Below are 26,250 nucleotides of genomic sequence, written 5' to 3' on the forward strand. Positions count from 1 at the left end.
TTTCCATTCCAAGTCAATATCATTTGGCTTGGTTTTTTTTATTTAAGATCTTTATTTTAGTTTGCAGCTATTGGTTTTGCTTAAAAATCTGAGCAAATGAATCACTATTCAGGATAAGTCCTTAATAACAATTGCTGTTTAATTTCCTCATAATCATCCTGCATTTTTGGGGAGAGACTTTCTACAAACCATGCCCCATCCGCTGCATAACGTAATATTTTTAATGTGGCAGAATCATCCGTTGCAGCATGTTGAGATAATCGCCGTGTCAGCCATTGATCCCATTTCTCGCTATAAGATTTATCTGTCATCAATGTCATGCTTAAAGCACTCCATACTGTGTTGACTCCAAATGAAGCGCTTAAGGTGACATCAATATATGCGCGAGTAAAACAGCCATAAGTAACTGGATCTTTTTCAATGGCAAGACTGACTTGCTCGTCCAATTGTTGGATTAACTCTTCCAACATGGCCTCAATCAAAACGTGTTTATTGGCAAAATGATGAAATACACCACCTTTCGTTACACCTGAACGCGTTGCAATACTTTGAATAGATACGCCATTTACACCATGTTCAGCAACTAAACTCATTGTGTTGGCTAAAATTAATTTTTTAACACCTTCAGGATCTTTTTTACGTTGATAAGCATTTTCTACAATTTTATCCATACTCAAATCTTACCTGCTTCGTGCTTTTATCAATGTCCTGCTGATGTTGAAAATAAATTAATCACCAATACACCTGAAATAATTAATCCAATGCCTGCAATTGCAGCAAAGTCTAAGCTTTGTTTGAAAATGAAATAACCCACCAAAGCAGTGAGAATAATACCGACACCTGCCCAAATTGCATAAGCAATACCTAATGGAATCGTTTTAATCACTTGGGACAGTAAATAGAAAGAAATCACATAAAAAAATACCACCAGTAAACTTGGGACCAACTTTGTGAAGCCTTGCGATTTCACTAAGAATGTTGAACCTGTTACTTCAGCGATGATAGCGACCGCCAATAAACTATAGGCAAAAAGTATAGAATTCATAAATTCATCAAAAGATACCAGTTGGTTGGTATGTTATATAAATTCAATTTACAATACAATCTTTAGTTATTTGTAATCTCAGCCATTAGATTTGATGAATAATAAGCATTGCACTTTGATAAAAATTATTTTTTAAAATAAAAAAAGGCGAGTTATCAATATGATACTCACCTTTTTTCTTCAGTTTTCTACTTAATCAGGTAGGATGAATAAAGTAGAAAAATGAAATTATAAACAACAAGGCAATGACAGCCAAAATTAAATATGTGTTTACCGTGTTGAAACTCTTTATAAAGTTTAAAATTTCCATTATTTTTCGTCACAAAATAAACCAGCATTTATTTTAATATATTTTGTCACAATTTGTAAGATCATTAAGCCTGATTAAATTAAAAAACACTTAAAAAAAGAGTCTAACTGCCTACTTTTACAGCATGAAGAGAGATTCAAAAAACCCATTATAAATGATAAATATTCTCATATATTTGTTTTTATTCAATTATTATATATAGTTTAAAAACCATCTCACAAGAATTAAACCTATATAAGCTTGATTAAAAATCACTCAAATTAATTAGTTTACCTTAATAAATATGTTTTTAATGTTTTAAACACATGTTAAAAAAATTCAAAAAAATGAAATATTTAGACACATCATATAAATAAAGTGAATAATAAATGAAGGATTTAGAAAAAAATGTTACAAGTTGTGTTTAACAATGAGGTCACATATCTATGTTTTATATGTACTAAATTTTAATTTTAAAAGGCAAAAATGTTCACTATAAAATCTGGTAAGTGTTTAAAAATATATTACTTTTTCTCATGCAAAATCATAAAAAATTTACACTCATTCCTTGAGTTGTAAATTTTAAAAATTGTTATTCTATTTATTAAAAGACTTATTTCACCTCAAAATGGTGTTTTTCTGTGACCAATTTAATTTTTATATCTTTGTAGTAACGAACCATTGTGTTATTCGGATCTTTCTTGAGTGCCTCTGCAAATTTATCTTCATTCATTAACTTGGCATAGGTTTTATAGCCAATTTCTAAAGTTGATGCTTTCTTACTTGATTCTTGAAATTCATCTATACGCTTGTTGATTTGCTTTACACTAATTTCCATCTTTCATTTCTCACTGCAATTTTATTTTTTATAACACTCTTTTATGACAGTTCAGTTTAAATCATTATTTTTTGAGTTCATTTTTGATCTATATTTTTCTTTAAAAACATGAGGGTTCGATTAAATGTTTGCTGACTCGCCTTTTTGCCCAAGAAAAATTGATACTCATGGACCAACCATTCTTTTGATTCTGGGTAGAAAACGGCTTGAACAGGGATTTGCTTTTCTTGCAAAGCTTTTACAAAAGGAATGGACTGCGTATCTGTCAAAAAATCTTTATTACCCCCACTGATAAAAACAGGTGGATAGTTTTTGGTAAGATGCTGTATAGGTGATAAACGTTTTAAATATTCAGGATTATCTTTTTGATTACCAGTATAAGCTTGAACAAGATTATTTACCCCCCATTCAATCAGTTTGATTTCATCTGGTGCTGTATTAATAAAGGCATTCATATCATAAATTCCGCAATGCAGAATTAACCCCTTAAGTTGTGAAGCTTGAATTGAGGCTGTAAATCCAGATTCTATGGCAAAATTTGGGTTAGTGAGAAGCGCTGCATAATGACTGGCTAAATTAGCCCCAGCCGAATCCCCTGCTAAAAATAATTGATCAGCATCTATATGGTATTGTTTTGCATTTTGCTGGATAAATCGCAGTGCGTTGTTGATTTGGTGCAACTGCGTTGGATAAATTGCTTGCGGTGCAAATTGGTATTGCACAGAAACAACATTATAACCTTGTGCTGCAAGCAGTTTAAAATATCCTCTTGCATTATCTTTAGCACCTGAAATCCAACCACCACCATGAATCCAGATCACTGTTGGACGTTTTTCAAATTGTTGAATATCTTTTGGCTGATAGAGATCTAAACTGAGTTTTGGTTGCTCTTGGTAAGTCATATTATTGCTAACAATGACATTCTCTGGCGCATGTTTATCCATCAAATAGCGTTGAAAATGTGTTGAAGTATCAAATGCCTTTGCAATGATTTTGTTATTTTTTTGCACATTTTGGCAGGCAGACAATGTGAATAGTAAAAGTGTACAAATAAGAATTTTCAGTTTATGCATTTTGACCTCAAAATGTTCAATCATTGTGATTTTCACATTATCGATACATTCAATTGTGAGCCTAATATAGCTTAAAAATGAATTCCTTTTCTTTTAATTTAAATGCAAAAAACAACTTAAAAATTTAAATTTATATTTGCGCGATTTGTTGATGCAGACTTTGTAAAAATAAATCCGCTTCAGCTTTGGTTTGGCACTTTTTATGATATAAGCCATTGGCATTTTGATTGTGCGGTGTATATTCTATACTTATAGAAAAATTTTGCGTAATCATATCTTTAGAAACATGTATTGCGATAATATGCAGTGAATTTAGGTAAAAACCATCTTCTATTTTAACCAGCATTTTAAGCCTCAAACCTTATAACACACAGAGAGTAAGACAAAAAAGCCCATCTTTTGATGAGCTTTTTGTTTAAATATTTTAAACTTAAGCATACTTCAATTTAGCCAGTATTTAAAATTTTTGATTATTTATTGTGTAACAAAAGGAATATCTACTAAGAATTTTCTTGAACAATACAATAAAAAAAACTAACACATCATCAAAATTCAGCTTTAGATTGTCCGACATTTTTTTGATTGATCAAATTGCTTTGGTGTTAGATTGAATAAATCGTGATACTTATCACATTTCATAATAAAAGTTATTTTATCTAAATCTCTTTTATGGAGGTTGTTAATATGAATTATTTGATTATTCTAAATTCATCACAAGTACATCATTTAGATGAAGTCCATAAGCTTATCTGTGACTACGATGCTTCGATTCGGGTGAACCCTTCCACTTGGCTGATCAATACCAGCTATGAAGCCAACATCATTCGCCAACATTTAGCGAGTATTATTAGCATTCATGACTCTCTGTTAGTTTTTAAGATTGATGGTGAACATTCATTTACCAATGATTTGGATTTAAATGACTGGATGGAGGATATAAACAGTAAAAGTATGATTCGTGTCTAAAGCTCATTCCGCTAAATTGCTATAACTAAGGCTTAAATAAACATGATTTTTCATGTTTGAAGTGCTTTAGCATTGATGTCACATATCGAAAGCCACGATAACAAGCGACTAAATATCGTTTGAAAACATAAATGAATAAATTGCAGGAAAACAATCAACACGAATAAAGACGAAAAGATTATAGCTTTATATCATTTCAAAGATAATGATAAATCCTTGAAAGCTGAATACACGACCTCACGTCCAAGGATATTTAATTAAGCAGCTTTAGTTTTACTTAGCATCTTCAACAAACTCTTTAAAGTCAGCTTTACGTATTTTTGCATGAATCCCCTTGGTCTTATCAACCACTTGCGATACTTCAAAATCAGTAGCAGCACTCAGATAGGCATAAGCAATCGCTTCATCAATACCATATTCTTGATTTAAAAAACGAATCGCTTCACGTGTAGATTTTTTCATTGCTTCGTCTAAATCTTCATCTAATCCTGGTGTAATCCAAAATTCAGCATTCTCTGCTAATGGCTGTACGATTTCTTTACCTGGAATCTTATCTTTGCCTGTTTTTAATAAAGTGAACTTGAGTGTTGCTCTTGCTGAAGCTTCTAATGCAGTTAATGCAACTTCGCCATCACCTTGGGCAAAATGACTATCACCTGTATAGAACAATGCACCCGGCACTTGTACTGGTTAATATGCAGTTGATCCAGCACCTAACTCATTTATATCAATATTACCGCCATACATCGCTGGTGGTACTGAATGAACTGGCTGTGATGTATTCGGTGCGACCCCCATAATGCCCATAAACGGGCTTAGCGGGAAACGAATCGATTTACCTGATTGTGTTTTTAGTACCCCCTCATATTCACCCTTGGCATTTTTTTCTATTGGGGTAAAGACTGAAACGTTTCCATATCGCTCAGGATGTTCAGCCGAAGCATTTTCTTGTTGAGGTCTTTTAGGAAATTCGCCCACTAAAGCACCTTTACCATGACGATTTGAAATGACGCCATAGGGAACACGAGGCTCTACTTTAATGACTTCTACTTTTAAAATATCACCAGCTTGTGCACCTTGAATCTCAATTGGGCCAGTCACAATATGAGGTCCATCTTTATGAAAATCATGTTTTAGAGAAGATTTTGTAATATTTTTTGCTTCATCTAAAATGTATTCATCTTTCACCCCTTTTGATTTAAAGAATTTTTCCGCATCCCGCCCTTGATCTTCAAGTAAGCCTTCATGTGAAACTGTATCAAAAGTCACCACACTCCCCGACGGAACAGAAATCACAGGCTTGGCATCTTTATTCGGTAAGTAACCCCAAGTAATCGTGTTTAAAGTCGAAGGTACATAATAATTGCCTTTGTATTCACCGTCTTTTAATTGAACAGGCTTATTGGATAATTGCTTAAGAACAGTAAAACTTTCAGCATGAACGACTGAAGTACTGATAGCACTGAAAATAAACAGTGAAAGAACCGTGTGCTTAAACATAAAAATACCTTTAATAATTGAAAAATAAAAATATTGCAAAGGTGTTTTCAGCAAATTTCATGCCACGGTAAAATTACTTTAATCTGTTCATTTCAATAGCTATTGCGCCAATTGTTTACAATTAGTCGGTCTATTCAAGTGCATAAATAATGAAATGCCCGTAAATATATTATTTTTGAGTGGGTTTTAAAGTGTTTAATTTTAATGTGTACAGTTTTCTCTCAAGCTATTCAGCTTCTTTCATAAGTCCTTTTTAGAATGATATGCCAACATAAATCCCCCCTCATCCTCGCCTTCGCTCAAAGGGAGCAAGAACTTTCAATGCCAATATGATTCACTCAATACGATATTTTTTGATTGATGAATTACAAATAAAAAACCCCACCAAATGGTGGGGCTATTTACGTCACAATTCTATTTAACTTCTTTCACTGTAAAAGATTTATCTTTAGCAAGTTCAATGGTTCCTTCATCGCCTTTAGAATGAATTGAAACACCATTGTCACCTTCTAAACGCATACCGCTTCCAGCAGGTACTTCTTTCAATGAATAGTTATTTCCATCGCTATCCGTTAATGTCGCTGTAACAAAATTATCACTGGTCTTAAGTGTAAATTGTTTCTTATCAGCGGTTTCATATTTTACCGTTTTTTCAGCTGACTCATTTGTATCAACAGCAACGGCACTACTACTTGCCTCATTATCAGGAGATGTCGCTTTATCTTTGTCTTTTGCACTACACCCAGCAACAAAAACAACAGCTAAAAAAGATGAAATTAATAATAATTTTTTCATGTTTAATCTCGAATAAATATGGAAGTTAAGTTCTAACATAGCGCTTTAGAGCAATCCAACCACTTATTGCGAATAACTACTTGTTGCCTACACAAATTATAACAATCACTTAGAACCTTATACATTTTAAGCTTGAATTTTGTTTTAATTTAAATATTTAGTTTTATTCTTTGATCAATGAATAGGATGTATTAAGCCTAGATGAGTACAGTCATTGCAGATTAGGACGAGACGGCTTTATTTCATTAAAGAAAATTACTCGGCTATCTTAGCTTATGCCTACAGTATGATTTCTTATAAAGAAAGCCCAAAAATTACTTGAATTAGATATAAAAAATCCAAATAAAACTTTGCTTTAAAATTAATAACTCCCCCCACTTTTCTATAGAGTAAAACCTCCATTAAGGGACTAATTTATTCATTATTTTATTAAAATATTAATTCAGCAATAATTTCGGAGCACTTCGTTGCATATAAAGGTAAACCCCAAATTGTAATACAGCAAAATATCCCAAATTTCTAAAAATAACTTCAGTAATGCTTGAACTACCAAAAGCTAAATCGGTTACAAAAAGAAAAGCCACTAAAATTAAATGTAAATAAAAGGGTTGTTTGATTTTACTGCCTATTGCAGTAACAGCGTTGAGATAACCAACGATCATCAATCCAAGAATCATGATCATTACCACAAGAACAGTTAGCGCTTGCTCATATAAATTACTGCTGTATAGAAAGATAACTTTTACTATTCCAGCCAACGCACATAGCCCAATAAATGAGGCTAATAAATTTTTTATAAAGTATTTTAGATTCATAATTGCTCTATAGCTTTCTTAAGTCTAAAAATTATACAGCATTGTTTTGAAAAAAATCTAGGAATCTTATGCTATATCAACAGCCTTCTCACTCATATCAATCAGCCCACTGTATCAGTGGGCGTTGGGTTAACTGTCCTTATCGACTGAATGTGGCGTTGTTGTTTGATCTTGCTTTTGTGTATCTGTATCTCTTTTTTGACACGCTGTTAAGCCAATCAACATAGCTAAACTTAAAATTGAAAATATTTTCATACTTCGCTCAGTTTTGCTTAAAAATTATACCATATCAAAGTATAGACTTCTTGATGTGTATTTTATGAAACTTACGTAACATTTCCCACAGCCTTAGCAAAGTTTTAAATCAGTATAAATGACAAATTATATACACTCACCAACAATGCTTACATTTAAAAAATCTACTCAGATTATTAAAATATTTTTTAATTTTCAGAATCATAGACACATGCTTGGTTTTCTCTTTAAAAATCCATTTCATTCGCCAAAATTTAGTCACTTCGCCTTAATATTAGCCAGAATTTCGATCGGTTTATTTTTCTTAACAACTGGTTATAACAAATTATTTGTAGAGAAAAATCAACAAATCATGTTGGAAACGATTGTTTCGGCAGGTATACCTTTTCCAGAAGTGACAGCTATCATTGTTTCTTTATTTGAATTTGTATTCGGGCTATTGCTAACCATAGGGTTATTTACTCAGTTAACCAGCCTTATATTGATCTTTATTTGCTTTGTAGCACTTGTAACAGTTGGCATTTATACAATCCCGCCGGGTCTTAATTTGATCACTTGGATAAGCTGGTTTTTCTATATCCATGATTTGCTTTATATTTTCATTTTACTTTTTATTTTTACAAACAAGCCAGATTCTTTCACGCTAGATAAACTTTTTTTCAAAAAATACTTTTAGAAAATAGCCACTTTTGGGGGAAGTGGGTTATTAAAATAATATATCAGTTGATTATGATGTATGAGAATTTCTCTTTAAATGAAATTTTAAAGTTTATTTATCTAAACAAGCATCTTCAATCAACTTACTACCCTGTGGAAATTTAGTCACAGTTCTATAAGTTTCAGTAAGATCTGCATTGTAATCATAATATCCTGCATACAAGAAAATTTTTCTAGCTTCGCAGTCGTGATAACCAATCATTTTGATATAATTTTGAAGCTCATATTCTCTACCAAATATTATTCTAGTAACAATCACTTTATATTTAGGTTGATCTAAATCTGTTTCTCGTTCTGCGATTAATTTATCATTTCCAGGATACCGCGTATGATCACGATCAAAATATTCTTTGAATCTCTCTATATTTAATTTTTTATCAAAAATTGGCGTTATTAGATCTGCATAACAAAGCTGTGATATCCATAAAAGAAATAAAAAAAGGATTTTTTTCATAATTTATAATTTTTGAATGCTCTATAAAATAAATTTAGCTTACATAAAATTAAAGCCCATCCATTGATGAGCCTTTCAGTTATTTGGTTTGTTTCGGGTCAAGTTTATAACAATCGGTTCGCATCTTCGGTGAGAGTGTATTGCTGTTAAGCATACTCATCCCATTCTGACTCTGATATCTAAAGCGATCATAATCACTCATTGTTGATGTAATGTTACTGACATCTGCTCCATATCCCATACAATGCGCATGATTACTTTCTAAATCATAACTGGTACAAGATACCAAGAAAAAAAAGCTAATAAATATTAATGATTTCACTTGTGTTTTTACTTTAAAGGCTAAACAATAATTTGGTTTAAGTAGATGTCGATAACGCCCGTCTACATCATAAAAATATGCCATATCCGATGTATAAGATCAATATATCTTCACCGCCTTGAGCCACCATGTTATATACTATTTTAGATAAATTTACCGTAATTAGCTTTGTATGTCTGACTTACAATTTTCCTTAAGTGAATACCTTGCAACAGTTCAAGAAGTTATACGTGTAACTTTTGATGAAGCAATATGGGTAAAAGCTGAGATTAGAAATCTAAGTATCAAGGGCGGCCATTACTATTTAGAACTTGCTGAAAAGGAGGAAGATTCAGATAAAGTCATTGCCAGTTGTAAGGCAACAATCTGGAAATTCTCTGCTGCCAAAATGGTATTAAAATTTGAACGTGAAAGTGGTGTTGAACTCTCTCGCGATCTCAATGTACTGATTAAAGTGAAAGCTGTATTTAGTCCCCAATATGGTTTTTCAGTCAATATTGAAGCAATAGATTCAAGTTATACCCTAGGTGATATCGCACGGCGTTATCAACAAATTTTAGAAAGACTGACCAGCGAAGGTTTACTCAATAAAAATAAATTACTGCCTACCCCATTTGATATTCAAAATGTGCTCGTCATCGCTCCTGAAAATGCGGCTGGCTTAGGTGACTTTAAGAAAGATGCAGATGCTCTCGATCAAGCTGGCGTTTGTCATTTTGTCTATCATACGGCAACGTTTCAGGGGAACACTGCAGCGACAAGTATTTCTGAAGCTTTAGCAAATGCATTACGACAATGGGCGAAAGACCTCAATACCCCACCAGATCTTATTGTGATTATTCGTGGTGGAGGTGCAGTCAATGATCTGGCCTATCTCAATGACTACAATCTCGCTGCGCTACTCTGCAAACGCTCTGTTCCGATCTGGGTAGGTATAGGTCATGAAAAAGATAGAACCATTTTAGATGAAGTGGCAAACCGTTCTTTTGATACACCGAGTAAAGTGATTGGAGGTATTCGAAATCTAATCGTAGAGCGTACCCAAGATGTGCTAGATTCTCTACATAAGATTAAACTGTTATCTCAGCATCAAATCACTGCTTATCAAAGCCAGAATGATCAGTACATCAAAGTCATTAAAACGCTTTCTCAAGGGCAGATCAATGAGGCAAATAAAAACTTAGATTTGATGAAAGGTACTGTTCAATATTTGGCACAACAACTGATTAAATTGGCATCCAATCAAGTTGAATCACTCATGCGTGAAACGCTTTTGCAAAATCCACGTCATGTCATGGCCAAAGGTTATGCTATTGTGCGTAGTGATGGTAAAGCCATTCGTTCTATTCAACAAATTTCAACTGATCACATCCAAGTAGAGTTATTGGATGGTACGATCAACGCAAATGTGACACAGGTATTAAGTAATGGCTAAACAAGATTTAACGTTTAAAGAAGGTTATGACGTTCTAAAGAAAAATGCAGAATTATTAGAATCTCAAGAAGAACCTGATATTGATAATTTGATGAAGATTGTGGAAGAATCCATGTCTGCATATAAAGCCTGTAAGTCACGTGTAGATGCTGTGCAACAGGCTCTAAATGAAACTTTTAAAGAATAACTTACGAATCAGATAGAATATTTAACAAAAAAGAGAAATTACATTGAAAACAAATTTTAGCGTAGATTTAGCTCTACTTTTTACAGCCTTATCTATATTTTTATATGCATGTGGGTACTTTTATATTAAAAATTATGTTGGGTATTTTGGCTACTCCCATCACTCATTAGGCTATGATTTTCAAAACTATTTAATCACTGGTGGATTGCAAGGTGTAAAGGGACTAATGTTTAGCTTTATCCTTTTACTTTTAATATCTTTAGCAAATACATTGACAAACAAAAATATTAGTAAGTCTTTTATAAAAGGTGGGCTTTATATTGCTACTTTTTTATTTGTATTAATATTTAACATACTATTTTATACAATAATAAAACCTTTTTTATTTATTTTAAAAATACCTTATTACATCATAAGTATTTTTTCAGATTTTCTTTATCGAAAATTTCCAATTCTTTGCCATTATATTGAAATAGTACTTATTATTATCATCTTATTATTAGGTTTATTCTTTGCACTAATTACATATCCTTTAAAACTATTGTTTAGAAAAACCCACAATACTTCTAAAAATGAAATTAACTGGAATGACTCTATTGATACACAAAACATAGACAAAGGCTTTAAAGAAATTATTTATTATTACGCTTATCTAATTGTTTTTTATTTATTAATTCTAATAACTGTATTTTATTTGGCAGGTATTGAAAAGAAAGGAACTTCAGATGCTATAAATCAATTCATTTATTCAGATACTAATAGTATTTCAATAAAAGATGATAGTATTGATTATTTATTTAAATCTCAGAGATTAACCACTCCAAAATTTTTAAATGTTAAATTCATGACATGTGGCACAAATAAATGCCTGATATTAATAGATGCAAACAAAAATATAGACATTAGCTTCACAAAACAAGGATTAATAATTTTTAAAAACCCTTATTTTCACAAAACCATTTCAAATTCAGATTACACACTAATTGATTAACTTTTCTATTAATAATTTGTAAGACCTATATCAATAGGTCCAATAACATTATAACTTCTAAACAAGCTATTTCTCCTATAACAATAAGAGAAATAGCATTACAAATATAATTAAATCAAAAAATTATAAGCCATTAAACACTTAACATACTATTTAAGGTTTCACTAACATTTTTTGATTTCACTTGAGATTTTAATCCTTCAAGTGCGGCTTTTACTTCACTTCGTTGTGGTTCAGCTAATGTATACCAGCGTGTAAGGACTTGGAGTAAACGAGAGCCAACAATTGGATTCTTTTCATCCAAATATTTCGCCAAATCTACAAAATGCTGAACACCAAAACTCCATGCATTGACAGGATTGGCATTTAAACCACCGCTTACCGAACGAATACGGTTAGGTGTACCTAAATCATAATCAGCATGTGAAGTTAAATACTGAATCGTTTCAGCCGTTGCTTTCGGATGCGCTGCTTGAATCATAAACCATTGATCTAATGACAATGCTTCATCCTTAAAGCGTTTATAGAAGTCCGCTAAGGCTGCTTTTGCTTGTGGAGCATCATTCCATACCAATACTTTAAGTGCCCCGAGTCGCTCAGACATATTCACAGAATTTTCATACTGTGCATAAGCCAAATCAAATACTGCGGTATCCCCCTGACGCGCCATAAAACTCAACATGATATTTTTCAGAGCACGAACACCCATTGCTTGTGAAAATTCATTTTGTGAATCTGGATCAAGTGATACATATGTTTCTTTAACAAAGTCACCCAAGACTTTAGCCAATTGATTCAACAAGGCTTCACGTGCTTCATTTACAATCAAAGGATTATAATCTTGATCAATGCGACTACCCAAATAACCTTCACTTGGTACATCAAATAAGCGTGACGCCAATAGCGGGTCTTTTTCAATTACATTTGGTAAGGTATGTTTAATTGCATCTACATAAATTTGAGCATCATGACCATTAAGCAAAATACGCTCAAGCAAAGTCTGTGTGGCTTGCCACTGGTTAAAACCATTGGTTTCATATTGCAATAAGAAGGCAAGTTCTTCATCTGAATAGTTAAATTCAAGATTTACTGGAGCTGAGAAATTACGTAATAAAGATGCTACAGGCTTTTCGGTCACACCTGTAAATTCAATACTTGCTTCTGTTTGATCAAACAAATACACCCCATCTTTTACCCCATTCTCAAATAAAGCCTCAGAATGCAAGGTGTACTGCTCACCTGTTTCTGCATTAAACAATGCTAAAGCCACAGGAATAGGTACAGCTTTTAAGTTTGGATATTTAGGATGGGGTTTTAAACTTTGTTTAAAGCTTAAACGATAAGTTTGAGTACTCGCATCATATTCACCTTTCGCTTCAAGCTTTGGCGTTCCTGGTTGGTTATACCAGATTAAAAATGCAGATAAATCGACACCTGAACCCGCAGTTAAGGCAGCAACCCAATCTTCAACAGTAACCGCTTGACCATCATGACGTTGAAAATATTCATCGGTACCCTTACGGAATTTTTCCTTGCCCAATAAAGTTGACATCATGCGGTTAATTTCCGCACCTTTCTCATACACTGTCGCAGTATAGAAGTTATTGATTTCCACAAAATGATCTGGGCGTGGCGGATGCGATAATGGGCCTGCATCTTCTGGGAATTGATGTGCTTTAAGCACTGCAACATCGTCGATACGTTGTACTGCTGCTGATTGTAAATCTTCTGAAAAAGACTGATCACGGAAAACCGTTAAACCTTCTTTTAAACACAATTGGAACCAATCACGGCAAGTAATACGGTTACCTGTCCAGTTATGGAAATATTCATGTGCAATCACAGACTGTACACGCATGATTGCGGCATCAGTGGTATATTCTTCATCAGCAAGCACACATGATGTATTGAAAATATTTAAACCTTTATTTTCCATTGCGCCCATATTGAACTGACTGGTTGCCACAATCATATAATTGTCTAGATCATATGCACGCCCATAATGTTCTTCATCCCAACGCATAGAATGCTTTAATGCTTCCATCGCAATATGACATTTTGGGATATCTTTTTCTTCTGCATAGATTTCCAATGCCACATCACGACCTTCTGAAGTGGTATAACGGTCTTTTAAAACCGCTAAATCACCAATCACACAAGCAAATAAATAGGCTGGTTTTTTGGTTGGATCTTCCCAAATGGTATAATGGCGCTCATCATCAGTTTTACCCGCTTCAATCAAGTTACCATTTGCCAAAAGCACTGGGTATTTGTTATCGGCTTCTACACGAGTGGTAAACACAGATAAGACATCTGGACGGTCAGGATAGAACGTAATTTTACGGAAACCTTCTGGTTCATTTTGAGTGACAAATAAATCACTCCCCGCAAGATACAAACCTTCGAGTTGTGTATTGGTTTCAGGATGGATGACCACAGATGTTTCAACGATGGCTTCATCTGGTGCATTGGCAATCACCAATTGCTCAGAATCAAGCCTATACTCACTTTCAGTAAGTTTCTTACCATTAATAGAAATTGATTTAAGCTCAAGATCGCGTCCAAGCAATACCATATCTCCTGCTGCTTGGCGTTTCATGACTAATTTGCTGTTTACATTGGTATGGTCATCATAAACTTGGATATCGAGATTAATTGAATCTACAACATATGAAGGTTTTTGATAATCTTTTAGATATATAGTTTGATCTGCTTCAACTACTGGGTTTGCCGCGATATTCATATGATGTCCTAATCCTATTGTTGAGCTTCGACTTGTTATCGTGAGCTTGATCATCAATCAAATTTCACAAAGTGTCTGTTCTGTACTGTTGATTAATTTCTATATGGGTCTAGTTGAAATTAATTTCAATTGTTGGAATGCAAAAAACGTGCGAGATGGCCTATATTTATACAACAATTTATCCTGTAAATTAGAAATGATGCTTATGAAAATTAATGCAATAAAAAGCAAACAAGATTTTTTAACATTTTTAGATAATCTCAAACAAGATCATCTTGAAAATATTCAACAATGGGAAAATAAAGATCTGCAAAGCTTTTTAGCAGCAATGCACAATTGGGTGGAAGATATGGAAGGTTTTTATGCAAATACCCAACAGCCACAACCAGAGTGCGTCCCATGGAAAATTTTTGCAGATATTTTAATGGCTGCAAAAATCTATGAATAATAACAAGAAAAACTTTGAGGAAAGAGTATGAAATTGCTTAGGCTATTTATAACTATAATGAGTCTTCTCCCTTTGCCTGTTTATGCAAAGCAAACTACCCCATATTTTTGCTTTAAAGAAAGTCAAAACAACGTAGACGAATTGTCAACAGATCCCAACTTTCTGCTTATTTTTGAGGAAGAATTTCCAAAAGTCAAAACAGTTCAATATTATCCTTATATGAAAAAAATCTCGTTAAAATTTACCCACTATGATGCTGTTGACACGGCACAAGGTAGACCAAGTGAATTTCACGATTTCTATAAAGAAATAATCAATCAGAAAGAAACAGGAACTTATGAAATCGTTTATCAAGGTGCTGTGCTTTACAATGTCAATTACACCAGCAAAAAAACCAAGAAAATGACCCAATTCAACAGACTCTATCCTGATGATGGACAAATTTTTCAAAAACTTAAGCAAAATGGAGTTGAATGCTTTTAACGATATTTTTACAAAGAAAAACTTAGAATAATGACTTCTTTATCTGAAATTATGGATAATGGCTGTAAATGAAACAAAGATATGGAATTATGAAGTTGCGAACCTTGCTCAGTGTATGTGGTTTTACTTTGTTGAGTCTAAGTACCATCAGCCATGCAAATCCTGAGTTTCTCCCACCAGATCAAGCTTTTCAATTCTCTGCTGAATCAATTTCAGAAAATAAAGCACAATTGAAATGGATAGTTGCACCTCACTATTACCTTTATCATGATCAATTTAAAGTAACGGTCAACAATAAAGCTGTACCTTTAAGCCTCCCAAAAGGTCATATTAAAGATGATCCAACCTTTGGGAAAACAGAAGTTCATTATGAAAATGTGACTACACAGATTCAGGTCAAACCAAATTCACAATATTTAGTGATGTATCAGGGTTGTTCTGCGGATGGTTTATGTTATCCATTACAAAGAAAAACCATTGCAACTGATGCAGATGGCTTATTACCACAAAGCAATACATCGTCTAAGCACCTATTCAATAATAATTCAAATAGCACATTACTCAATCAGCCTGATACTGTCCCAGCTCAAGATAAAAAGCTCAAAGAAAACGCTGAAACTAAACCCAATTCAACTGCTGAAAAACCAGTTCCAAACAAATTATTGGATGACCAAACTACTACTCAGCTTGGACAAAAAACTGCCAATGAAGCAGACAACACTGCAAATCTAATCGACCCCAACGCTTCTGTTGCAAGTAGCAATGCAATTACAGATACAGAAAAATCTGCTGATTTAAACAGCAATACGGACACTAAAAACAATACATCGTCATTACAATGGAATGATGATCAATCATTCTTTAAACTATTGTCTAAAGATTCTCTGTTTCTAAATTTATTGGTGTTTTTCGGTTTAGGTATTTTACTGGCGTTTTTACCCTGTTCGCTGCCACTTATTCCAATTCTCTCTGGCATCATCATTCAGCGCGCGAAAGGTTATAAAGCTGTTGTGATTGCCTTGTGTTTTGTAGTGAGTATGGCGGTGGTTTACGCCATTATGGGGATTGTGGTTGCTGAAATTGGTTATAGCTTTCAACGTTGGTTCCAAAGCCCTTGGATTGTTTCATTATTTGCAGTTTTATTTGTTGTATTAGCTTTAAATTTATTTGGTCTATATCAATTAAACTTACCACAATTCATCACCAATAAATTAAGTCATCTGCAAAATAATCAAAAAGCTGGGACAGTGCTCGGTGCTGTAGTTATGGGTGCATTATCAGCACTTATTGTTGGCCCTTGTATGAGTGCCCCACTTGCTGGTGCATTATTATTTGTTTCACAAACTCAAAGTGCTGTATTAGGTGGCTTGTACTTATTTATTCTCGGTCTAGGTATCGGTTTACCTTTATTTATCGCCAGTGTATTTGGTTCTAAATTATTACCAAAACCAGGTAAATGGATGGATCGGATTAAAGTCAGTTTTGGCTTTATTATGCTGATGGTTGCATTGTACTTTATTCGCCCTATGCTGCCTTCGACTGTATATGCTGCAATTTTTGCCTTGCTGTGTATTGCATTGGCAATCTATCTCTTTATTGCTCTACGTGACAGTGAAAAAACGGTTAATAAAGTTATTCTTGCCATTATCGCAATAGCCAGTTTAATAGCTGGTTTTTGGAATATTCAACAAAGTTATTCTGCTTATCAAATTCAACATAGCCAAACAGAACATTTAGTTTGGAACAAAGTGACCACCGCTGAACAATTGGAACAGGCTTTGGTCAATGCAAAACAGCAAGGCAAACCGATGATTATTGATGTCTATGCGGACTGGTGTGTGGCGTGTCAACCGATTGAAAAAGAGGTATTCCCACGTACCGATGTACAAGAGGCATTGAAAAACTTCACCCTCATCCAATTAGACTTAACGGAATACAACGCCTCACAAGACATCATTTTAAAACAACGTGAAATTTTAGGTCCGCCAACCATGCTGTTTTTAAATAGCAATGCAGAAGAAATCCGTGAATTGCGCTTTACAGGTACCTTCTCAGCGCCACAACTTATTCAACAAACTGAAAAAATACATACAGGACGTTAAGCACACTCTCCATGATCACTGCACAAGCAATTCATTTAGGACCGATTATGTTGCCATGGGGATTAACCATCCTCATGCTTGCGATACTGATGAGTGTGGTAATTGGAAAGTTTAGCTTTCAATATTTTGCTGTTTCAGATTTACAGTGGTCTGCGTTTAAAGACTCGATTTGGTCTGCATTCTTGGTCGGCTTGTTATCTGCACGACTGGGCTTTGTCTTACTCAATTTAGATGTTTATTTAGAGCATCCAATTGAAATATTGAAGATTCAAGATAAAGGTTTTCATCTTTATGTGGGAATTGCTTGTGCTGGGCTATGGATGATTTGGAAAAATCGATCTCTAAAGAAAAGCTTTATTGCACTATGCTTTGCAGCTTTTGCCATGTTTTTCATTTCAGGGCAATATTTCTATCAACAGGTACAATTGCAATACCAACAATTTCCTCAAGTCAATTTAGTGAATCTTCAACAAGAGCATGTTGAGCTGACTCAGTTCCTCGGCAAACCCACTGTAATTAATCTTTGGGCCAGTTGGTGTCCGCCTTGCAGACGTGAAATGCCAGTGTTAAATGATGCTCAACAACGATACCCCAATGTGCAATTTGTCTTTATTAATCAAAATGAAGATGCCAAAACTGTACAAACGTATTTGCAACAACACAAACTTAATTTGCATTGGACTTTACTGGACTTTGACGGCGTAACGGCACAAAAAATGGGAATGTTTGGCTTACCCAGCACTTTATTTTTTAATGCACAAGGTAAATTAATCGATACACATATGGGCGAACTTACCCATGCAGCACTTCACCAAAAAGTTCAAAGGATAGTTTCGAAATAATTTATTTCATTGGCATTGATTAAAGAATTATTGCTTTTAACCTTAGGAGTCATCTTGATGATTGATTTAAAAACACTCGGTATTTATTCGCTTGGTTTGGTATTAAGTGGCTCTTTGTTTGCTGCTGATGCAAATTTCCTTAAAAATAAATTGGAAAAAGAAGGTTATAACTTTGTTAAGCAAATAGATGCACCCGAGGGTTTAGAAGGTTGGACGGGCTATAAAGATGAATATCCATCGACAATCTTTATTTCAAAAGATCAAAAGCACTATATCGTTGGTGACCTATTTAATGCTTCAGGAAAAAATTTAACCGAAGAAGCGATTAACACCCATGTTAAAGGTGCAGTATTAGATGAAATTTGGAAAAGCCTAGAAAAATCAAGTTGGATCCAAGACGGTGATCGCAATGCGCCAAAAGTCGTTTATGTGTTTAATGACCCAAACTGCCCCTACTGCCATACCTTCTGGCAACAAGCACGTCCCTTTGTAGATTCAGGAAAAGTTCAATTACGTCATATTATGGTTGGGGTCATTCGCCCAAGCAGCAAAGGACAAGCCGCAACGATTTTAAACAATGCCAATCCTGCAGAAATTTTTAAACAATACAATTTAAGCAACGGTAAGAATAAATTGGTGGAAATGAAAAGCATTCCTAAGCCGTTATCTGAAAAGTTAGATGAAAATACCAAACTGATGGATAAATACGGTTTTTATGCTACTCCCGCAATGGTATGGAAAGATGCAAAAGGTGAAATTCAAAGCCAGCAAGGCGCACCGAAAGACATTAAAAAGTTATTTGATTAAACAGTGATAAAATGAGTGATTAAAACCCACTCATTTTTGATTAGGGTGTTTTGCATATTTAAAATGAATTGAGTGACATGCAGTTTTATTTTAACTCTTAAACCATTGTTTCACTTGAAATCTGATAATTTAAAATTTATCGTGGTTTTATTTTTGAGAGATCGTTTAACAATTCCATAAGCTGCTGGATTTTCTCTGCACCATATTGTGTTTGAATATCTGTATAGCTTTCTTCCATTTTCACCGCTTGCGTCTCAAAGTATCTTTTACCTTCATCGCTCAGCTGAATCAAACTCACTCGTTGATCATGTAGATCTTTTCGTTTCTTAATCAGATTTTGATCAAGCATACGATTTAAAATCCCCGTTAAACTGGGTCTTAAAATACATGCCAAATCAGCCAAGTGGTTATTTTCAAGTTCATCATATTGATAAAGTACAGAAATCACACGCCATTGCTGCTCAGTCAAACCCATTTCATTTAAAATCGGTCTAAAATACATCATTGTAGCTTCTCGCGCTTGTAACAAAGCTAAAGTCAAAGATGGCGATACGCGAATCGGTTTCATAAAAATCCTTTAAATAAAAATTTATAGATAGATTAATCACTTGATTAATTAAAGAATTTCTTCAATACATATATTGCAATAGCCCCACGATTTGACTGATGAGTGAATTCATACAAATCCATATTCTCTTGACTACAAAATGATATTAAAAATTTATACTGCTCATGCGAACAATCTTACAGTAACAACATTTGCCTAAAATAAAAATATTGTGGTAATGCTTGTTGCATATCATAAAAAATCATCAATAAAATGAATGACTCACTTTATTTATATGATTGTAGTATATAGCAAAATTTTCAGCTTTTGTTCAAGTGCTTCAGCCTGTTTGGCTTTATCCACGATCTTGAATTGTCCTTTTCTTCTTTTTAAAATTCTACGCAAAAACGAATGCTGGTTGATTTTTCTGTTTCTTTTTTGAGTGGTTATTTTCTTTTTAATTGGCTTGCTATCTTTTTCCGATATTCAGGCAAATAAAATCCATAAAAAATGCATTAAAAAACTCGCAATTAAGCGAGTTTAGGGTGCGTCAATCATACAATTGACGCTTAAAGCCACACAAAATACAGACCAGGGAAAATCAAATCTTGTACTGCTTTAATGCGTCTATTATTGATCATTTTTTTAAAAACAACTTATCATTTTCAGCCAATTAAATATCATTTTCTGACTAAAATAAGGCTTAAATGACATTTTGTTTATTTCTTAATCGAACAAAATCGCTCAAGCGTCATTCCTGACTGCTCAATACTTTGTTTTTGTCGATCTAAAAAATTATTGGCGATCACCAACATCATATTGGCCGTATCAAGTTCTAAATTTTCTTTCGAAATCCTAGCAATCGCTTGATAAGCATCTAAACGTGAACAAAATGCTTGATGCTGTTCAATCGCAGTGATCGTGCTATGCGCTTCATCCAAGATATGTTTAGTTGCATTGACTTGATCAGTATAGGTTTGTATACGTTGGTCATACTGTTCTTGGGTGAGTTTTTGCGTGGATGATTCAGCAAAACTTTGCGTGCTCAATCCACTACTCAGAACAATACTGCAGAGGGTCAAAATAAATCTATAGATCATGCTTAAGCAAACCTTTTATTTATAAAACATCTGCTTTCCATACATCTTCGTATTCATCAGCATCTATCATAAATCTAAAGCCTTGTTCCAAAGCCAGATAAGGGATCGCATCAGGAAAAACCTCTTCAAGCTCTTTTACACTGATCACATCAAAAAAATCTTCACCCTCTTCCAACTCACCACCATAAATAAACCATGACACGTTTTCAGCATCTGGCTGTTTACGTAAACCCACAATCGGTTCTTTACTTAAGGTTTGCTTAGCGATAGCCACGAGATCCGTTTCATTGACTTTGATATATCGAGAGTCAAATTCTTCACACACTAATTTCTGTTCTTCTACAAAATCTTGCAACATGTACATTTCCGAGCGATTGGATTTTGTCAAATTGTAAGCTGACAGTTTGACAATCACAATCAATTCACCAAAAGAATCTTGCATCGCGTGTTTATTTTGTTAAACTTGATTATGTTACATTTTCAAGGTGAATCGTGATGCCGCCAAATTTGACTCCGCCATCGAAGTTAAGTGATCGCTCTGTAAGAGAAAATTTTAAGACAATCAATTCTCTTATTTCTATTATTGAGCCTATCTCAAAGCAAGATTTACGTACAATTGAATTTCGTAGCAACATCTGTATTCCCTATCCTTTGGAAACCGTTGCAGCAGGTTTTCCATCACCCGCTCAAGACTATACTGAAAAGAAAATTGATTTAAATGAACACTTAATTCATAACCCTATTGCAACCTTTATGTTAAAAGTTAACTCCTTATCAATGAAAAATGCAGGTATTGAAATTGGAGATGAAATTTTAATTGACCGTAGCCTAGAGGCTGAACACGGCGATGTTGTTTTGGCATTAATCAACAATGAATTTACAGTCAAACGCTTTATGCAAGTTAAAGTATCTACAGGACTTTATGATATTTGGCTCAAAGCAGAAAATCCTGATTTTCCAGATATTCACCCACACAGTGAAGAACAAATTATGATTTGGGGTGTTGTTACTTGTATTCTTAAAAAATTAAAATGATCATTGAACGTCATAGCCTTTGTTTGTGCTACTCACCTTCAAGCTTCATTTGTGATACCCACCTAGTAACCAAGACTCACTAAAAATAGGTTAAAAAAATAATTGTTATGATTGAATCATTAAGACGTCTGGCACTCTCTCATCAAGGCCTAATTTCACCTGCTTCCTTTGGTACAGGATTATCTGGAACACGCCATGCGATTGAACATCTAGGCTATGTTCAGATTGATACAATTTCTGTAGTAGAACGTGCCCACCACCATATTTTATGGAGCCGTGTTCCAGATTATCAGCAAAGCCATTTAAATCAACTGGTCAAACAGCAGCATATTTTTGAATATTGGTTTCATGCAGCATCTTATTTACCAATGCAAGATTATCGCTATGCACTTCCTCATATGACATCAATTAGAAATGGTGAGCATCGTTATTTTAATCGTGGTGATCAAGCTTTTATGAATGAGATTCTGGCTCGGGCGAAAGCTGAAGGCAGTATTCGATTACGCAACATTGAACAAGGCAATAAGCAAAATTCGGGAGGCTGGTGGAACTCAAGTTTAGCGCGTCGTTCTATTGAACAATTGTTTATGCAAGGCGATTTGATGATTTCTGAACGTAATGGTATGGAAAAAGTCTATCAACTGACCGAATATTGTATCCCAAGTCATCTTGATCTGAGTGTTCCTACACTAGAAGAATATGCCCGCTACTTGTTCAATACCACGCTCCGTGCACATGGCGTGTTTGCATGGAAGCAATTGTTGCATTTAAAAGTTGGGCAAAAGATTCGTGAGGCAATGCGTGACATCGTCAATGAACAATTAGATGCAGGTGTGATCACCACTTTAGCTCAATTAGGCAGTAGTGACAAAGAGAGTCAAAATCTTTATATGCAAACCGATGCCTTAGAACAGATCCCCAATATTGAGTTAAAAGTCAAAATTCTTTCTCCTTTTGACAATCTGGTGATACATCGTGACCGTTTAAATACCCTGTTTAAATTTGATTATCGGTTGGAATGTTATGTGACGCCGCCTAAACGTGTATTTGGATATTTTTGTTTACCTATTTTATATGGGGATCAAATTGTCGGACGTATAGATTGCAAAGCGCATCGGGCAAAAAATCAATTTGAAGTCATCAGCCTACATCTTGAACCGCAACATCTCAATCATACTATTGCGGACCCAGCACATTTCTTTAGCGCACTAAACACTGAAATACACCATTTTGCCCAATTTAATCAATGTATAAATATAAATGAAGGTCTTCATAAAATCCTTGATGAAAGCAATAAACGATTTTAGTAATCGACAACGTAAGCTTAAAATCAAGACACTTAAAAATGAAGAAGTTTAAAATTCAAAATAGCTAAAATGACAAAACGCCTAAGTTGAGGCGTTTTGTCATTTAGAAGCTAAGATTAAGATGAGTTCAAAGCCCTATTTTTGCTGAGGCTTATGTTGGCTTTGCTGATTTTGTTGAGCCTGTTGGTTGGATTGTTGCTTTTGCTGGTTTTGTTGATTTGATTGTTGATCTTGCTGACTGTGTTGCTTCTGCTGCTGATTAGATTGGTTGGGTTGACCTTGTTGGTCATTCTGCTGGTTGTGTTGCTGATTTTGTTGCTGATTCTGTTGTTGATTAGCCATTTTCATATCCATCCTTTTCAATATTGGGATATGCCGTACAAATCGACGACAACTGTTAATTTAGCCCTCTCAGTTTTCTATACAAGCATTGAGATGTTTCATTTTTCGACATTGTAAGCTGCAATTTAAGATATACCTTTTAAAAGAACCACTTCTCTATTTACTCTTTTTACCTAAATTACTTAAACCACTACGAAGCTCAACAGTGCTTAGTCAGTTTTGCATCTCACCACACCGACGATTTAATCATCCAGCCCAAAGGATGAACAAATCCACACTAGATTTGATTTGAATTTATTTTAAACATCTTTTAATATTTCACTTGAATTTGTAACTTTTTCAAGATAGCCCATGAGCGAACAAATTTTTGCTTTGATCGACATTAACAATTGTTATGTCAGTTGCGAGCGCGTATTTAACCCCAGTTTAAATAATAAGCCAGTTGTCGTCTTAAGCAATAATGATGGTTGTGTCGTTTCACGAAGCAATGAAGCCAAGGCGTTAAACATAGATATGGCTATCCCTTGGCATGAAGTTGAACAACAAGCTAAAAAAGCTGGGGTACTCGCCTTTTCAAGTAACTATGCTTTATATGGTGATTTTTCAGATCGTTTTTTTAAAATTTTAAAGATTTTTTTTAAAGATGAGGATTTGGAAGCCTACTCTATTGATGAATGTTTTATCAATCTCAGCTCTTACCAAGACTTATTCGATCTACAGGATTACTGTAGAAAACTCATCAAAACCATCCAAAAATGGCTTGGTCTGCCCTGTTGCATTGGTATCGGCTATAGTAAAACCCAAGCCAAGCTTGCCAACAATTTTGCCAAGAAACGTATAGGCTTTGATAGCGTCTGTGACCTGACTGGTTTAGATTTATGCAGTTTTGAAGGCCTACTGCTCGAAACCAGTGTTGCAGAAGTCTGGTGTGTTGGACGTAAAACCAGCAAACGCTTACAAGCTTATAATATTTATAATTGCTATGACTTAACTTTTGCCAATGAACATTACCTTGCACGCGAGTTTTCAGTGGTCATTGGACGCACCATTCGTGAGCTAAAAGGTCAATCCTGCATTGCTTTGGACGATACAGACATTCCCTCCAAACGCATCCTATCCTCACGCAGTTTTGCATCTGCTCTAAACAATGCTGAGATTATCAAACAAGCCATTATTTTCCATGTCAATCGTGCACATCAACGACTGAGCAAGCAACGACAGCTATGTGCTGTTGTGCATGTTTCCTTATATGAAAAAGTTGCACAAGCGCCCTATAAAAAGGCACAAAGCAGTGTCATTGGCTTGATGTATGCAACAGATGATTTGATGATTTTAACCAAGTCAGCATTACAGCAAATTGATGTTTTATTTAAAGAAAATTTAAAGTATGTAAAAGTTGCTGTGATGTTCTCAGCACTGCATAGCAAAAGCCAGCACATCAATGACTTATGGCATCCTGTAGACTTTATTCAGCAACGTGATCAGCTTATGGATACGCTCTCAAGTATGAAACAACGCTTTGGCTCAGACTGTATACAAGTGGGTTATCACTCCAACCAAGAAACATGGAAAATGCGCCAGCAAAATCGGTCTCCAAGCTATACAACACGTTATAGTGAGATCTTATCTATTGACGATAGTCATATGGCTGTTACACAAATCAAATGAATAGTTTTGGTCACTCAGTTTAAAATAAAGTCTCTGTAAAACATCTGCTAAAAATGTCATATTTTAACATTGCCATTTACAGACAAAATTAACATTATATAGCCCATACAAGGCACTGCGTTTCCGCGACGATTCAAAGAAAATATAAAGTATTTGTGGAAAAATATGCCATAATATGCAAACTTTGCAGACATCTTGCAAATTTTTTTGCGACTTTTGAATTGGAGCACTCTCAATGAGTTCGACCATTTTGGTCATTCACGGACCAAACTTAAACTTGCTAGGAAAGCGCGAACCTGAGGTCTATGGTCACCTCACATTGGATGACATTAACCAACAATTGAGTCTCCAAGCACGTCAAGCCAATATAAGTTTAGATACTTTTCAAAGCAACTGGGAAGGTGCTGTGGTCGATCGTATTCATCAAGCACAACAAGACGGCATAAAATTTATCATTATTAATCCTGCCGCGCTGACCCATACCTCAGTCGCTATACGTGATGCCCTACTTGGCGTTGCGATTCCATTTATTGAAGTACATCTTTCTAATGTTCATGCACGTGAAGCATTTAGACATCATTCTTATTTATCAGATAAAGCCGTTGGCGTCATTTGTGGTTTAGGTGCCAAAGGCTATTCTTTTGCACTTGATTTCGCCATCGAAAAACTTAAATCTTCAACCCAATCATAATTTAGGAATACGAACCCATGGATATTCGCAAAATTAAAAAGCTCATCGATTTGATGATCGAATCTGATCTTCAAGCAATTGAAGTGAAAGAAGGCGATCAATCGATTGCTTTAACTCGCCGTAATCCTGTGGTTGCTGCTGGTGTAGCACCTATTGCCCTCCCAACCGCTGAAGCGCCTGTAGTTAAAGCTGCCTCTCGTGGTGCAGTAGAAACGTCTCCAATGGTTGGTGTGTTCTATTCAGCACCAAGTCCGGGTGAAGCACCCTTTGTAAATGTAGGTCAAACTGTTTCTGCAGGTGAAACTCTCGGGATCATCGAAGCAATGAAAATTATGAACCCGATTGAAGCAACTCAAAGTGGTGTAGTTGAAGAAATTTTAGTAAAAAATGGTGATGTAATCCAGTTCGGTCAACCTTTATTCCGCTACCGCGCGTAATACCTCGGGGGTTGAT

General features: G+C 34.7%; 29 protein-coding genes and 1 pseudogene. 15 read left to right on the forward strand and 15 right to left on the reverse strand.

Features of this window, described 5'->3' with window-relative positions:
• Positions 1–104: 104 nt before the first annotated feature.
• The 5 genes from M2R48_RS11420 to M2R48_RS11440 all read right to left on the reverse strand — a co-directional run bounded on the left by M2R48_RS11420 (position 105) and on the right by M2R48_RS11440 (position 3,591).
• Positions 105–671, reverse strand: coding sequence for a TetR/AcrR family transcriptional regulator (locus tag M2R48_RS11420; protein WP_262086197.1), 567 nt, complete (start codon positions 669–671; stop codon positions 105–107).
• A 29-nt stretch (positions 672–700) separates the two neighbouring features.
• Positions 701–1,045 (reverse strand): DMT family transporter, encoded by a 345-nt coding sequence (locus M2R48_RS11425; RefSeq protein WP_004821920.1) that lies wholly within the window; start codon positions 1,043–1,045, stop codon positions 701–703.
• Between the two features lie 902 nt (positions 1,046–1,947).
• Positions 1,948–2,172, reverse strand: coding sequence for a hypothetical protein (locus M2R48_RS11430; RefSeq protein WP_004821923.1), 225 nt, complete (start codon positions 2,170–2,172; stop codon positions 1,948–1,950).
• Between the two features lie 77 nt (positions 2,173–2,249).
• Positions 2,250–3,245, reverse strand: a complete 996-nt coding sequence (locus tag M2R48_RS11435; protein WP_262086198.1) for an alpha/beta hydrolase — start codon at positions 3,243–3,245, stop codon at positions 2,250–2,252.
• Positions 3,246–3,375: 130 nt separating this feature from the next.
• Positions 3,376–3,591 carry a hypothetical protein gene (locus M2R48_RS11440; protein ID WP_034617245.1) on the reverse strand — a complete coding sequence of 72 codons (216 nt, stop codon included), beginning with the start codon at positions 3,589–3,591 and terminating at the stop codon, positions 3,376–3,378.
• 338 nt (positions 3,592–3,929) lie between these two features.
• On the opposite strand from M2R48_RS11440, the gene M2R48_RS11445 reads away from it, so the two are divergent.
• On the forward strand, positions 3,930–4,211 hold the full coding sequence (locus M2R48_RS11445) for a hypothetical protein (protein ID WP_004719854.1): 282 nt from the start codon (positions 3,930–3,932) through the stop codon (positions 4,209–4,211).
• Positions 4,212–4,484: 273 nt separating this feature from the next.
• Here the strand turns inward: M2R48_RS11445 and M2R48_RS11450 are convergent.
• The 4 genes and pseudogenes from M2R48_RS11450 to M2R48_RS11465 all read right to left on the reverse strand — a co-directional run bounded on the left by M2R48_RS11450 (position 4,485) and on the right by M2R48_RS11465 (position 7,576).
• Positions 4,485–5,711, reverse strand: a pseudogene (locus M2R48_RS11450) (acetamidase/formamidase family protein).
• 414 nt (positions 5,712–6,125) lie between these two features.
• Positions 6,126–6,506 carry an MliC family protein gene (locus tag M2R48_RS11455; RefSeq protein WP_262086199.1) on the reverse strand — a complete coding sequence of 127 codons (381 nt, stop codon included), beginning with the start codon at positions 6,504–6,506 and terminating at the stop codon, positions 6,126–6,128.
• A 437-nt stretch (positions 6,507–6,943) separates the two neighbouring features.
• Complete coding sequence (locus M2R48_RS11460; RefSeq protein WP_262086200.1) at positions 6,944–7,321, reverse strand: hypothetical protein; 378 nt, start codon at positions 7,319–7,321, stop codon at positions 6,944–6,946.
• A gap of 129 nt (positions 7,322–7,450) precedes the next feature.
• A complete protein-coding gene (locus M2R48_RS11465) occupies positions 7,451–7,576 on the reverse strand; it encodes a hypothetical protein (protein WP_004821939.1) in 126 nt (41 codons plus the stop codon).
• Between the two features lie 211 nt (positions 7,577–7,787).
• On the opposite strand from M2R48_RS11465, the gene M2R48_RS11470 reads away from it, so the two are divergent.
• Positions 7,788–8,252, forward strand: coding sequence for a DoxX family protein (locus tag M2R48_RS11470; protein WP_262086201.1), 465 nt, complete (start codon positions 7,788–7,790; stop codon positions 8,250–8,252).
• Between the two features lie 93 nt (positions 8,253–8,345).
• Here M2R48_RS11470 and M2R48_RS11475 read toward each other — a convergent pair whose 3' ends face one another.
• A complete protein-coding gene (locus M2R48_RS11475; protein ID WP_262086202.1) occupies positions 8,346–8,747 on the reverse strand; it encodes a hypothetical protein in 402 nt (133 codons plus the stop codon).
• A 494-nt stretch (positions 8,748–9,241) separates the two neighbouring features.
• Here M2R48_RS11475 and xseA point away from each other — a divergent pair, with 494 nt between their 5' ends.
• The 3 genes from xseA to M2R48_RS11490 are packed head-to-tail and all read left to right on the forward strand — an operon-like array spanning position 9,242 to position 11,682.
• The gene (gene xseA / locus M2R48_RS11480; RefSeq protein ID WP_262086203.1) at positions 9,242–10,504 is read left to right on the forward strand and encodes an exodeoxyribonuclease VII large subunit; all 1,263 of its coding nucleotides are present in this window, start codon (positions 9,242–9,244) and stop codon (positions 10,502–10,504) included.
• Entirely contained in the window at positions 10,497–10,691 is a 195-nt protein-coding gene (xseB, locus tag M2R48_RS11485; protein ID WP_034615548.1) for an exodeoxyribonuclease VII small subunit, read from the forward strand. The genes xseA and xseB overlap by 8 nt, the downstream gene beginning before the upstream one ends.
• A gap of 43 nt (positions 10,692–10,734) precedes the next feature.
• Positions 10,735–11,682, forward strand: a complete 948-nt coding sequence (locus M2R48_RS11490) for a hypothetical protein (RefSeq protein ID WP_262086204.1) — start codon at positions 10,735–10,737, stop codon at positions 11,680–11,682.
• Between the two features lie 133 nt (positions 11,683–11,815).
• Here the strand turns inward: M2R48_RS11490 and pepN are convergent, their stop codons facing one another.
• Positions 11,816–14,425 carry an aminopeptidase N gene (gene pepN, locus M2R48_RS11495; RefSeq protein WP_262086205.1) on the reverse strand — a complete coding sequence of 870 codons (2,610 nt, stop codon included), beginning with the start codon at positions 14,423–14,425 and terminating at the stop codon, positions 11,816–11,818.
• A 205-nt stretch (positions 14,426–14,630) separates the two neighbouring features.
• Between pepN and M2R48_RS11500 the strand changes: the two genes are divergently transcribed.
• From M2R48_RS11500 to dsbG, 5 genes are all read left to right on the forward strand, one after another.
• On the forward strand, positions 14,631–14,873 hold the full coding sequence (locus tag M2R48_RS11500; protein WP_262086207.1) for a hypothetical protein: 243 nt from the start codon (positions 14,631–14,633) through the stop codon (positions 14,871–14,873).
• A gap of 27 nt (positions 14,874–14,900) precedes the next feature.
• On the forward strand, positions 14,901–15,356 hold the full coding sequence (locus M2R48_RS11505; RefSeq protein WP_262086209.1) for a hypothetical protein: 456 nt from the start codon (positions 14,901–14,903) through the stop codon (positions 15,354–15,356).
• A gap of 68 nt (positions 15,357–15,424) precedes the next feature.
• Positions 15,425–17,458, forward strand: a complete 2,034-nt coding sequence (gene dsbD, locus M2R48_RS11510) for a protein-disulfide reductase DsbD (protein ID WP_262086210.1) — start codon at positions 15,425–15,427, stop codon at positions 17,456–17,458.
• Positions 17,459–17,469: 11 nt separating this feature from the next.
• Positions 17,470–18,300, forward strand: a complete 831-nt coding sequence (locus tag M2R48_RS11515) for a TlpA disulfide reductase family protein (protein WP_262086211.1) — start codon at positions 17,470–17,472, stop codon at positions 18,298–18,300.
• 57 nt (positions 18,301–18,357) lie between these two features.
• Entirely contained in the window at positions 18,358–19,107 is a 750-nt protein-coding gene (gene dsbG / locus M2R48_RS11520; RefSeq protein ID WP_262086212.1) for a thiol:disulfide interchange protein DsbG, read from the forward strand.
• Between the two features lie 136 nt (positions 19,108–19,243).
• On the opposite strand, the gene hpaR is transcribed toward dsbG, so the two are convergent.
• The 3 genes from hpaR to M2R48_RS11535 form a co-directional block, all read right to left on the reverse strand.
• Positions 19,244–19,675 carry a homoprotocatechuate degradation operon regulator HpaR gene (gene hpaR, locus M2R48_RS11525; protein ID WP_262086213.1) on the reverse strand — a complete coding sequence of 144 codons (432 nt, stop codon included), beginning with the start codon at positions 19,673–19,675 and terminating at the stop codon, positions 19,244–19,246.
• Between the two features lie 698 nt (positions 19,676–20,373).
• Entirely contained in the window at positions 20,374–20,754 is a 381-nt protein-coding gene (locus tag M2R48_RS11530) for a hypothetical protein (protein ID WP_004821964.1), read from the reverse strand.
• 19 nt (positions 20,755–20,773) lie between these two features.
• Entirely contained in the window at positions 20,774–21,112 is a 339-nt protein-coding gene (locus tag M2R48_RS11535; RefSeq protein WP_262086214.1) for a hypothetical protein, read from the reverse strand.
• A gap of 137 nt (positions 21,113–21,249) precedes the next feature.
• Here M2R48_RS11535 and M2R48_RS11540 point away from each other — a divergent pair, with 137 nt between their 5' ends.
• Positions 21,250–21,789 (forward strand): LexA family protein, encoded by a 540-nt coding sequence (locus M2R48_RS11540; RefSeq protein ID WP_262086215.1) that lies wholly within the window; start codon positions 21,250–21,252, stop codon positions 21,787–21,789.
• A 107-nt stretch (positions 21,790–21,896) separates the two neighbouring features.
• Entirely contained in the window at positions 21,897–23,096 is a 1,200-nt protein-coding gene (locus tag M2R48_RS11545; protein ID WP_262086216.1) for a winged helix-turn-helix domain-containing protein, read from the forward strand.
• 135 nt (positions 23,097–23,231) lie between these two features.
• On the opposite strand, the gene M2R48_RS11550 is transcribed toward M2R48_RS11545, so the two are convergent.
• Entirely contained in the window at positions 23,232–23,438 is a 207-nt protein-coding gene (locus M2R48_RS11550; RefSeq protein ID WP_262086217.1) for a hypothetical protein, read from the reverse strand.
• Positions 23,439–23,789: 351 nt separating this feature from the next.
• Here M2R48_RS11550 and M2R48_RS11555 point away from each other — a divergent pair, with 351 nt between their 5' ends.
• From M2R48_RS11555 to M2R48_RS11565, 3 genes are all read left to right on the forward strand, one after another.
• Positions 23,790–25,106 (forward strand): Y-family DNA polymerase, encoded by a 1,317-nt coding sequence (locus tag M2R48_RS11555; RefSeq protein ID WP_262086218.1) that lies wholly within the window; start codon positions 23,790–23,792, stop codon positions 25,104–25,106.
• Between the two features lie 235 nt (positions 25,107–25,341).
• The gene (aroQ, locus tag M2R48_RS11560; protein WP_004719793.1) at positions 25,342–25,797 is read left to right on the forward strand and encodes a type II 3-dehydroquinate dehydratase; all 456 of its coding nucleotides are present in this window, start codon (positions 25,342–25,344) and stop codon (positions 25,795–25,797) included.
• Positions 25,798–25,814: 17 nt separating this feature from the next.
• A complete protein-coding gene (locus tag M2R48_RS11565; RefSeq protein ID WP_004719790.1) occupies positions 25,815–26,234 on the forward strand; it encodes an acetyl-CoA carboxylase biotin carboxyl carrier protein in 420 nt (139 codons plus the stop codon).
• Positions 26,235–26,250 lie beyond the last annotated feature (16 nt).

Source organism: Acinetobacter sp. I-MWF (assembly GCF_025433935.1).
Lineage (GTDB): Bacteria > Pseudomonadota > Gammaproteobacteria > Pseudomonadales > Moraxellaceae > Acinetobacter > Acinetobacter guillouiae.

Bases quoted from the DNA above. Each gene is read 5' to 3' on its own strand.
- M2R48_RS11500 (WP_262086207.1), top strand. From the start codon at position 14,631: ATGAAAATTAATGCAATAAAAAGCAAACAAGATTTTTTAACATTTTTA.
- M2R48_RS11555 (WP_262086218.1), top strand. From the start codon at position 23,790: ATGAGCGAACAAATTTTTGCTTTGATCGACATTAACAATTGTTATGTC.
- dsbD (WP_262086210.1), top strand. From the start codon at position 15,425: ATGAAACAAAGATATGGAATTATGAAGTTGCGAACCTTGCTCAGTGTA.
- M2R48_RS11530 (WP_004821964.1), bottom strand. From the start codon at position 20,754: ATGATCTATAGATTTATTTTGACCCTCTGCAGTATTGTTCTGAGTAGT.
- xseB (WP_034615548.1), top strand. From the start codon at position 10,497: ATGGCTAAACAAGATTTAACGTTTAAAGAAGGTTATGACGTTCTAAAG.
- M2R48_RS11540 (WP_262086215.1), top strand. From the start codon at position 21,250: ATGCCGCCAAATTTGACTCCGCCATCGAAGTTAAGTGATCGCTCTGTA.
- M2R48_RS11460 (WP_262086200.1), bottom strand. From the start codon at position 7,321: ATGAATCTAAAATACTTTATAAAAAATTTATTAGCCTCATTTATTGGG.
- M2R48_RS11505 (WP_262086209.1), top strand. From the start codon at position 14,901: ATGAAATTGCTTAGGCTATTTATAACTATAATGAGTCTTCTCCCTTTG.
- xseA (WP_262086203.1), top strand. From the start codon at position 9,242: ATGTCTGACTTACAATTTTCCTTAAGTGAATACCTTGCAACAGTTCAA.
- M2R48_RS11455 (WP_262086199.1), bottom strand. From the start codon at position 6,506: ATGAAAAAATTATTATTAATTTCATCTTTTTTAGCTGTTGTTTTTGTT.
- M2R48_RS11430 (WP_004821923.1), bottom strand. From the start codon at position 2,172: ATGGAAATTAGTGTAAAGCAAATCAACAAGCGTATAGATGAATTTCAA.
- M2R48_RS11420 (WP_262086197.1), bottom strand. From the start codon at position 671: ATGGATAAAATTGTAGAAAATGCTTATCAACGTAAAAAAGATCCTGAA.
- M2R48_RS11545 (WP_262086216.1), top strand. From the start codon at position 21,897: ATGATTGAATCATTAAGACGTCTGGCACTCTCTCATCAAGGCCTAATT.
- M2R48_RS11515 (WP_262086211.1), top strand. From the start codon at position 17,470: ATGATCACTGCACAAGCAATTCATTTAGGACCGATTATGTTGCCATGG.
- aroQ (WP_004719793.1), top strand. From the start codon at position 25,342: ATGAGTTCGACCATTTTGGTCATTCACGGACCAAACTTAAACTTGCTA.
- M2R48_RS11425 (WP_004821920.1), bottom strand. From the start codon at position 1,045: ATGAATTCTATACTTTTTGCCTATAGTTTATTGGCGGTCGCTATCATC.
- pepN (WP_262086205.1), bottom strand. From the start codon at position 14,425: ATGAATATCGCGGCAAACCCAGTAGTTGAAGCAGATCAAACTATATAT.
- M2R48_RS11435 (WP_262086198.1), bottom strand. From the start codon at position 3,245: ATGCATAAACTGAAAATTCTTATTTGTACACTTTTACTATTCACATTG.
- M2R48_RS11440 (WP_034617245.1), bottom strand. From the start codon at position 3,591: ATGCTGGTTAAAATAGAAGATGGTTTTTACCTAAATTCACTGCATATT.
- hpaR (WP_262086213.1), bottom strand. From the start codon at position 19,675: ATGAAACCGATTCGCGTATCGCCATCTTTGACTTTAGCTTTGTTACAA.
- M2R48_RS11550 (WP_262086217.1), bottom strand. From the start codon at position 23,438: ATGGCTAATCAACAACAGAATCAGCAACAAAATCAGCAACACAACCAG.
- dsbG (WP_262086212.1), top strand. From the start codon at position 18,358: ATGATTGATTTAAAAACACTCGGTATTTATTCGCTTGGTTTGGTATTA.
- M2R48_RS11565 (WP_004719790.1), top strand. From the start codon at position 25,815: ATGGATATTCGCAAAATTAAAAAGCTCATCGATTTGATGATCGAATCT.
- M2R48_RS11465 (WP_004821939.1), bottom strand. From the start codon at position 7,576: ATGAAAATATTTTCAATTTTAAGTTTAGCTATGTTGATTGGCTTAACA.
- M2R48_RS11470 (WP_262086201.1), top strand. From the start codon at position 7,788: ATGCTTGGTTTTCTCTTTAAAAATCCATTTCATTCGCCAAAATTTAGT.
- M2R48_RS11475 (WP_262086202.1), bottom strand. From the start codon at position 8,747: ATGAAAAAAATCCTTTTTTTATTTCTTTTATGGATATCACAGCTTTGT.
- M2R48_RS11535 (WP_262086214.1), bottom strand. From the start codon at position 21,112: ATGTTGCAAGATTTTGTAGAAGAACAGAAATTAGTGTGTGAAGAATTT.
- M2R48_RS11445 (WP_004719854.1), top strand. From the start codon at position 3,930: ATGAATTATTTGATTATTCTAAATTCATCACAAGTACATCATTTAGAT.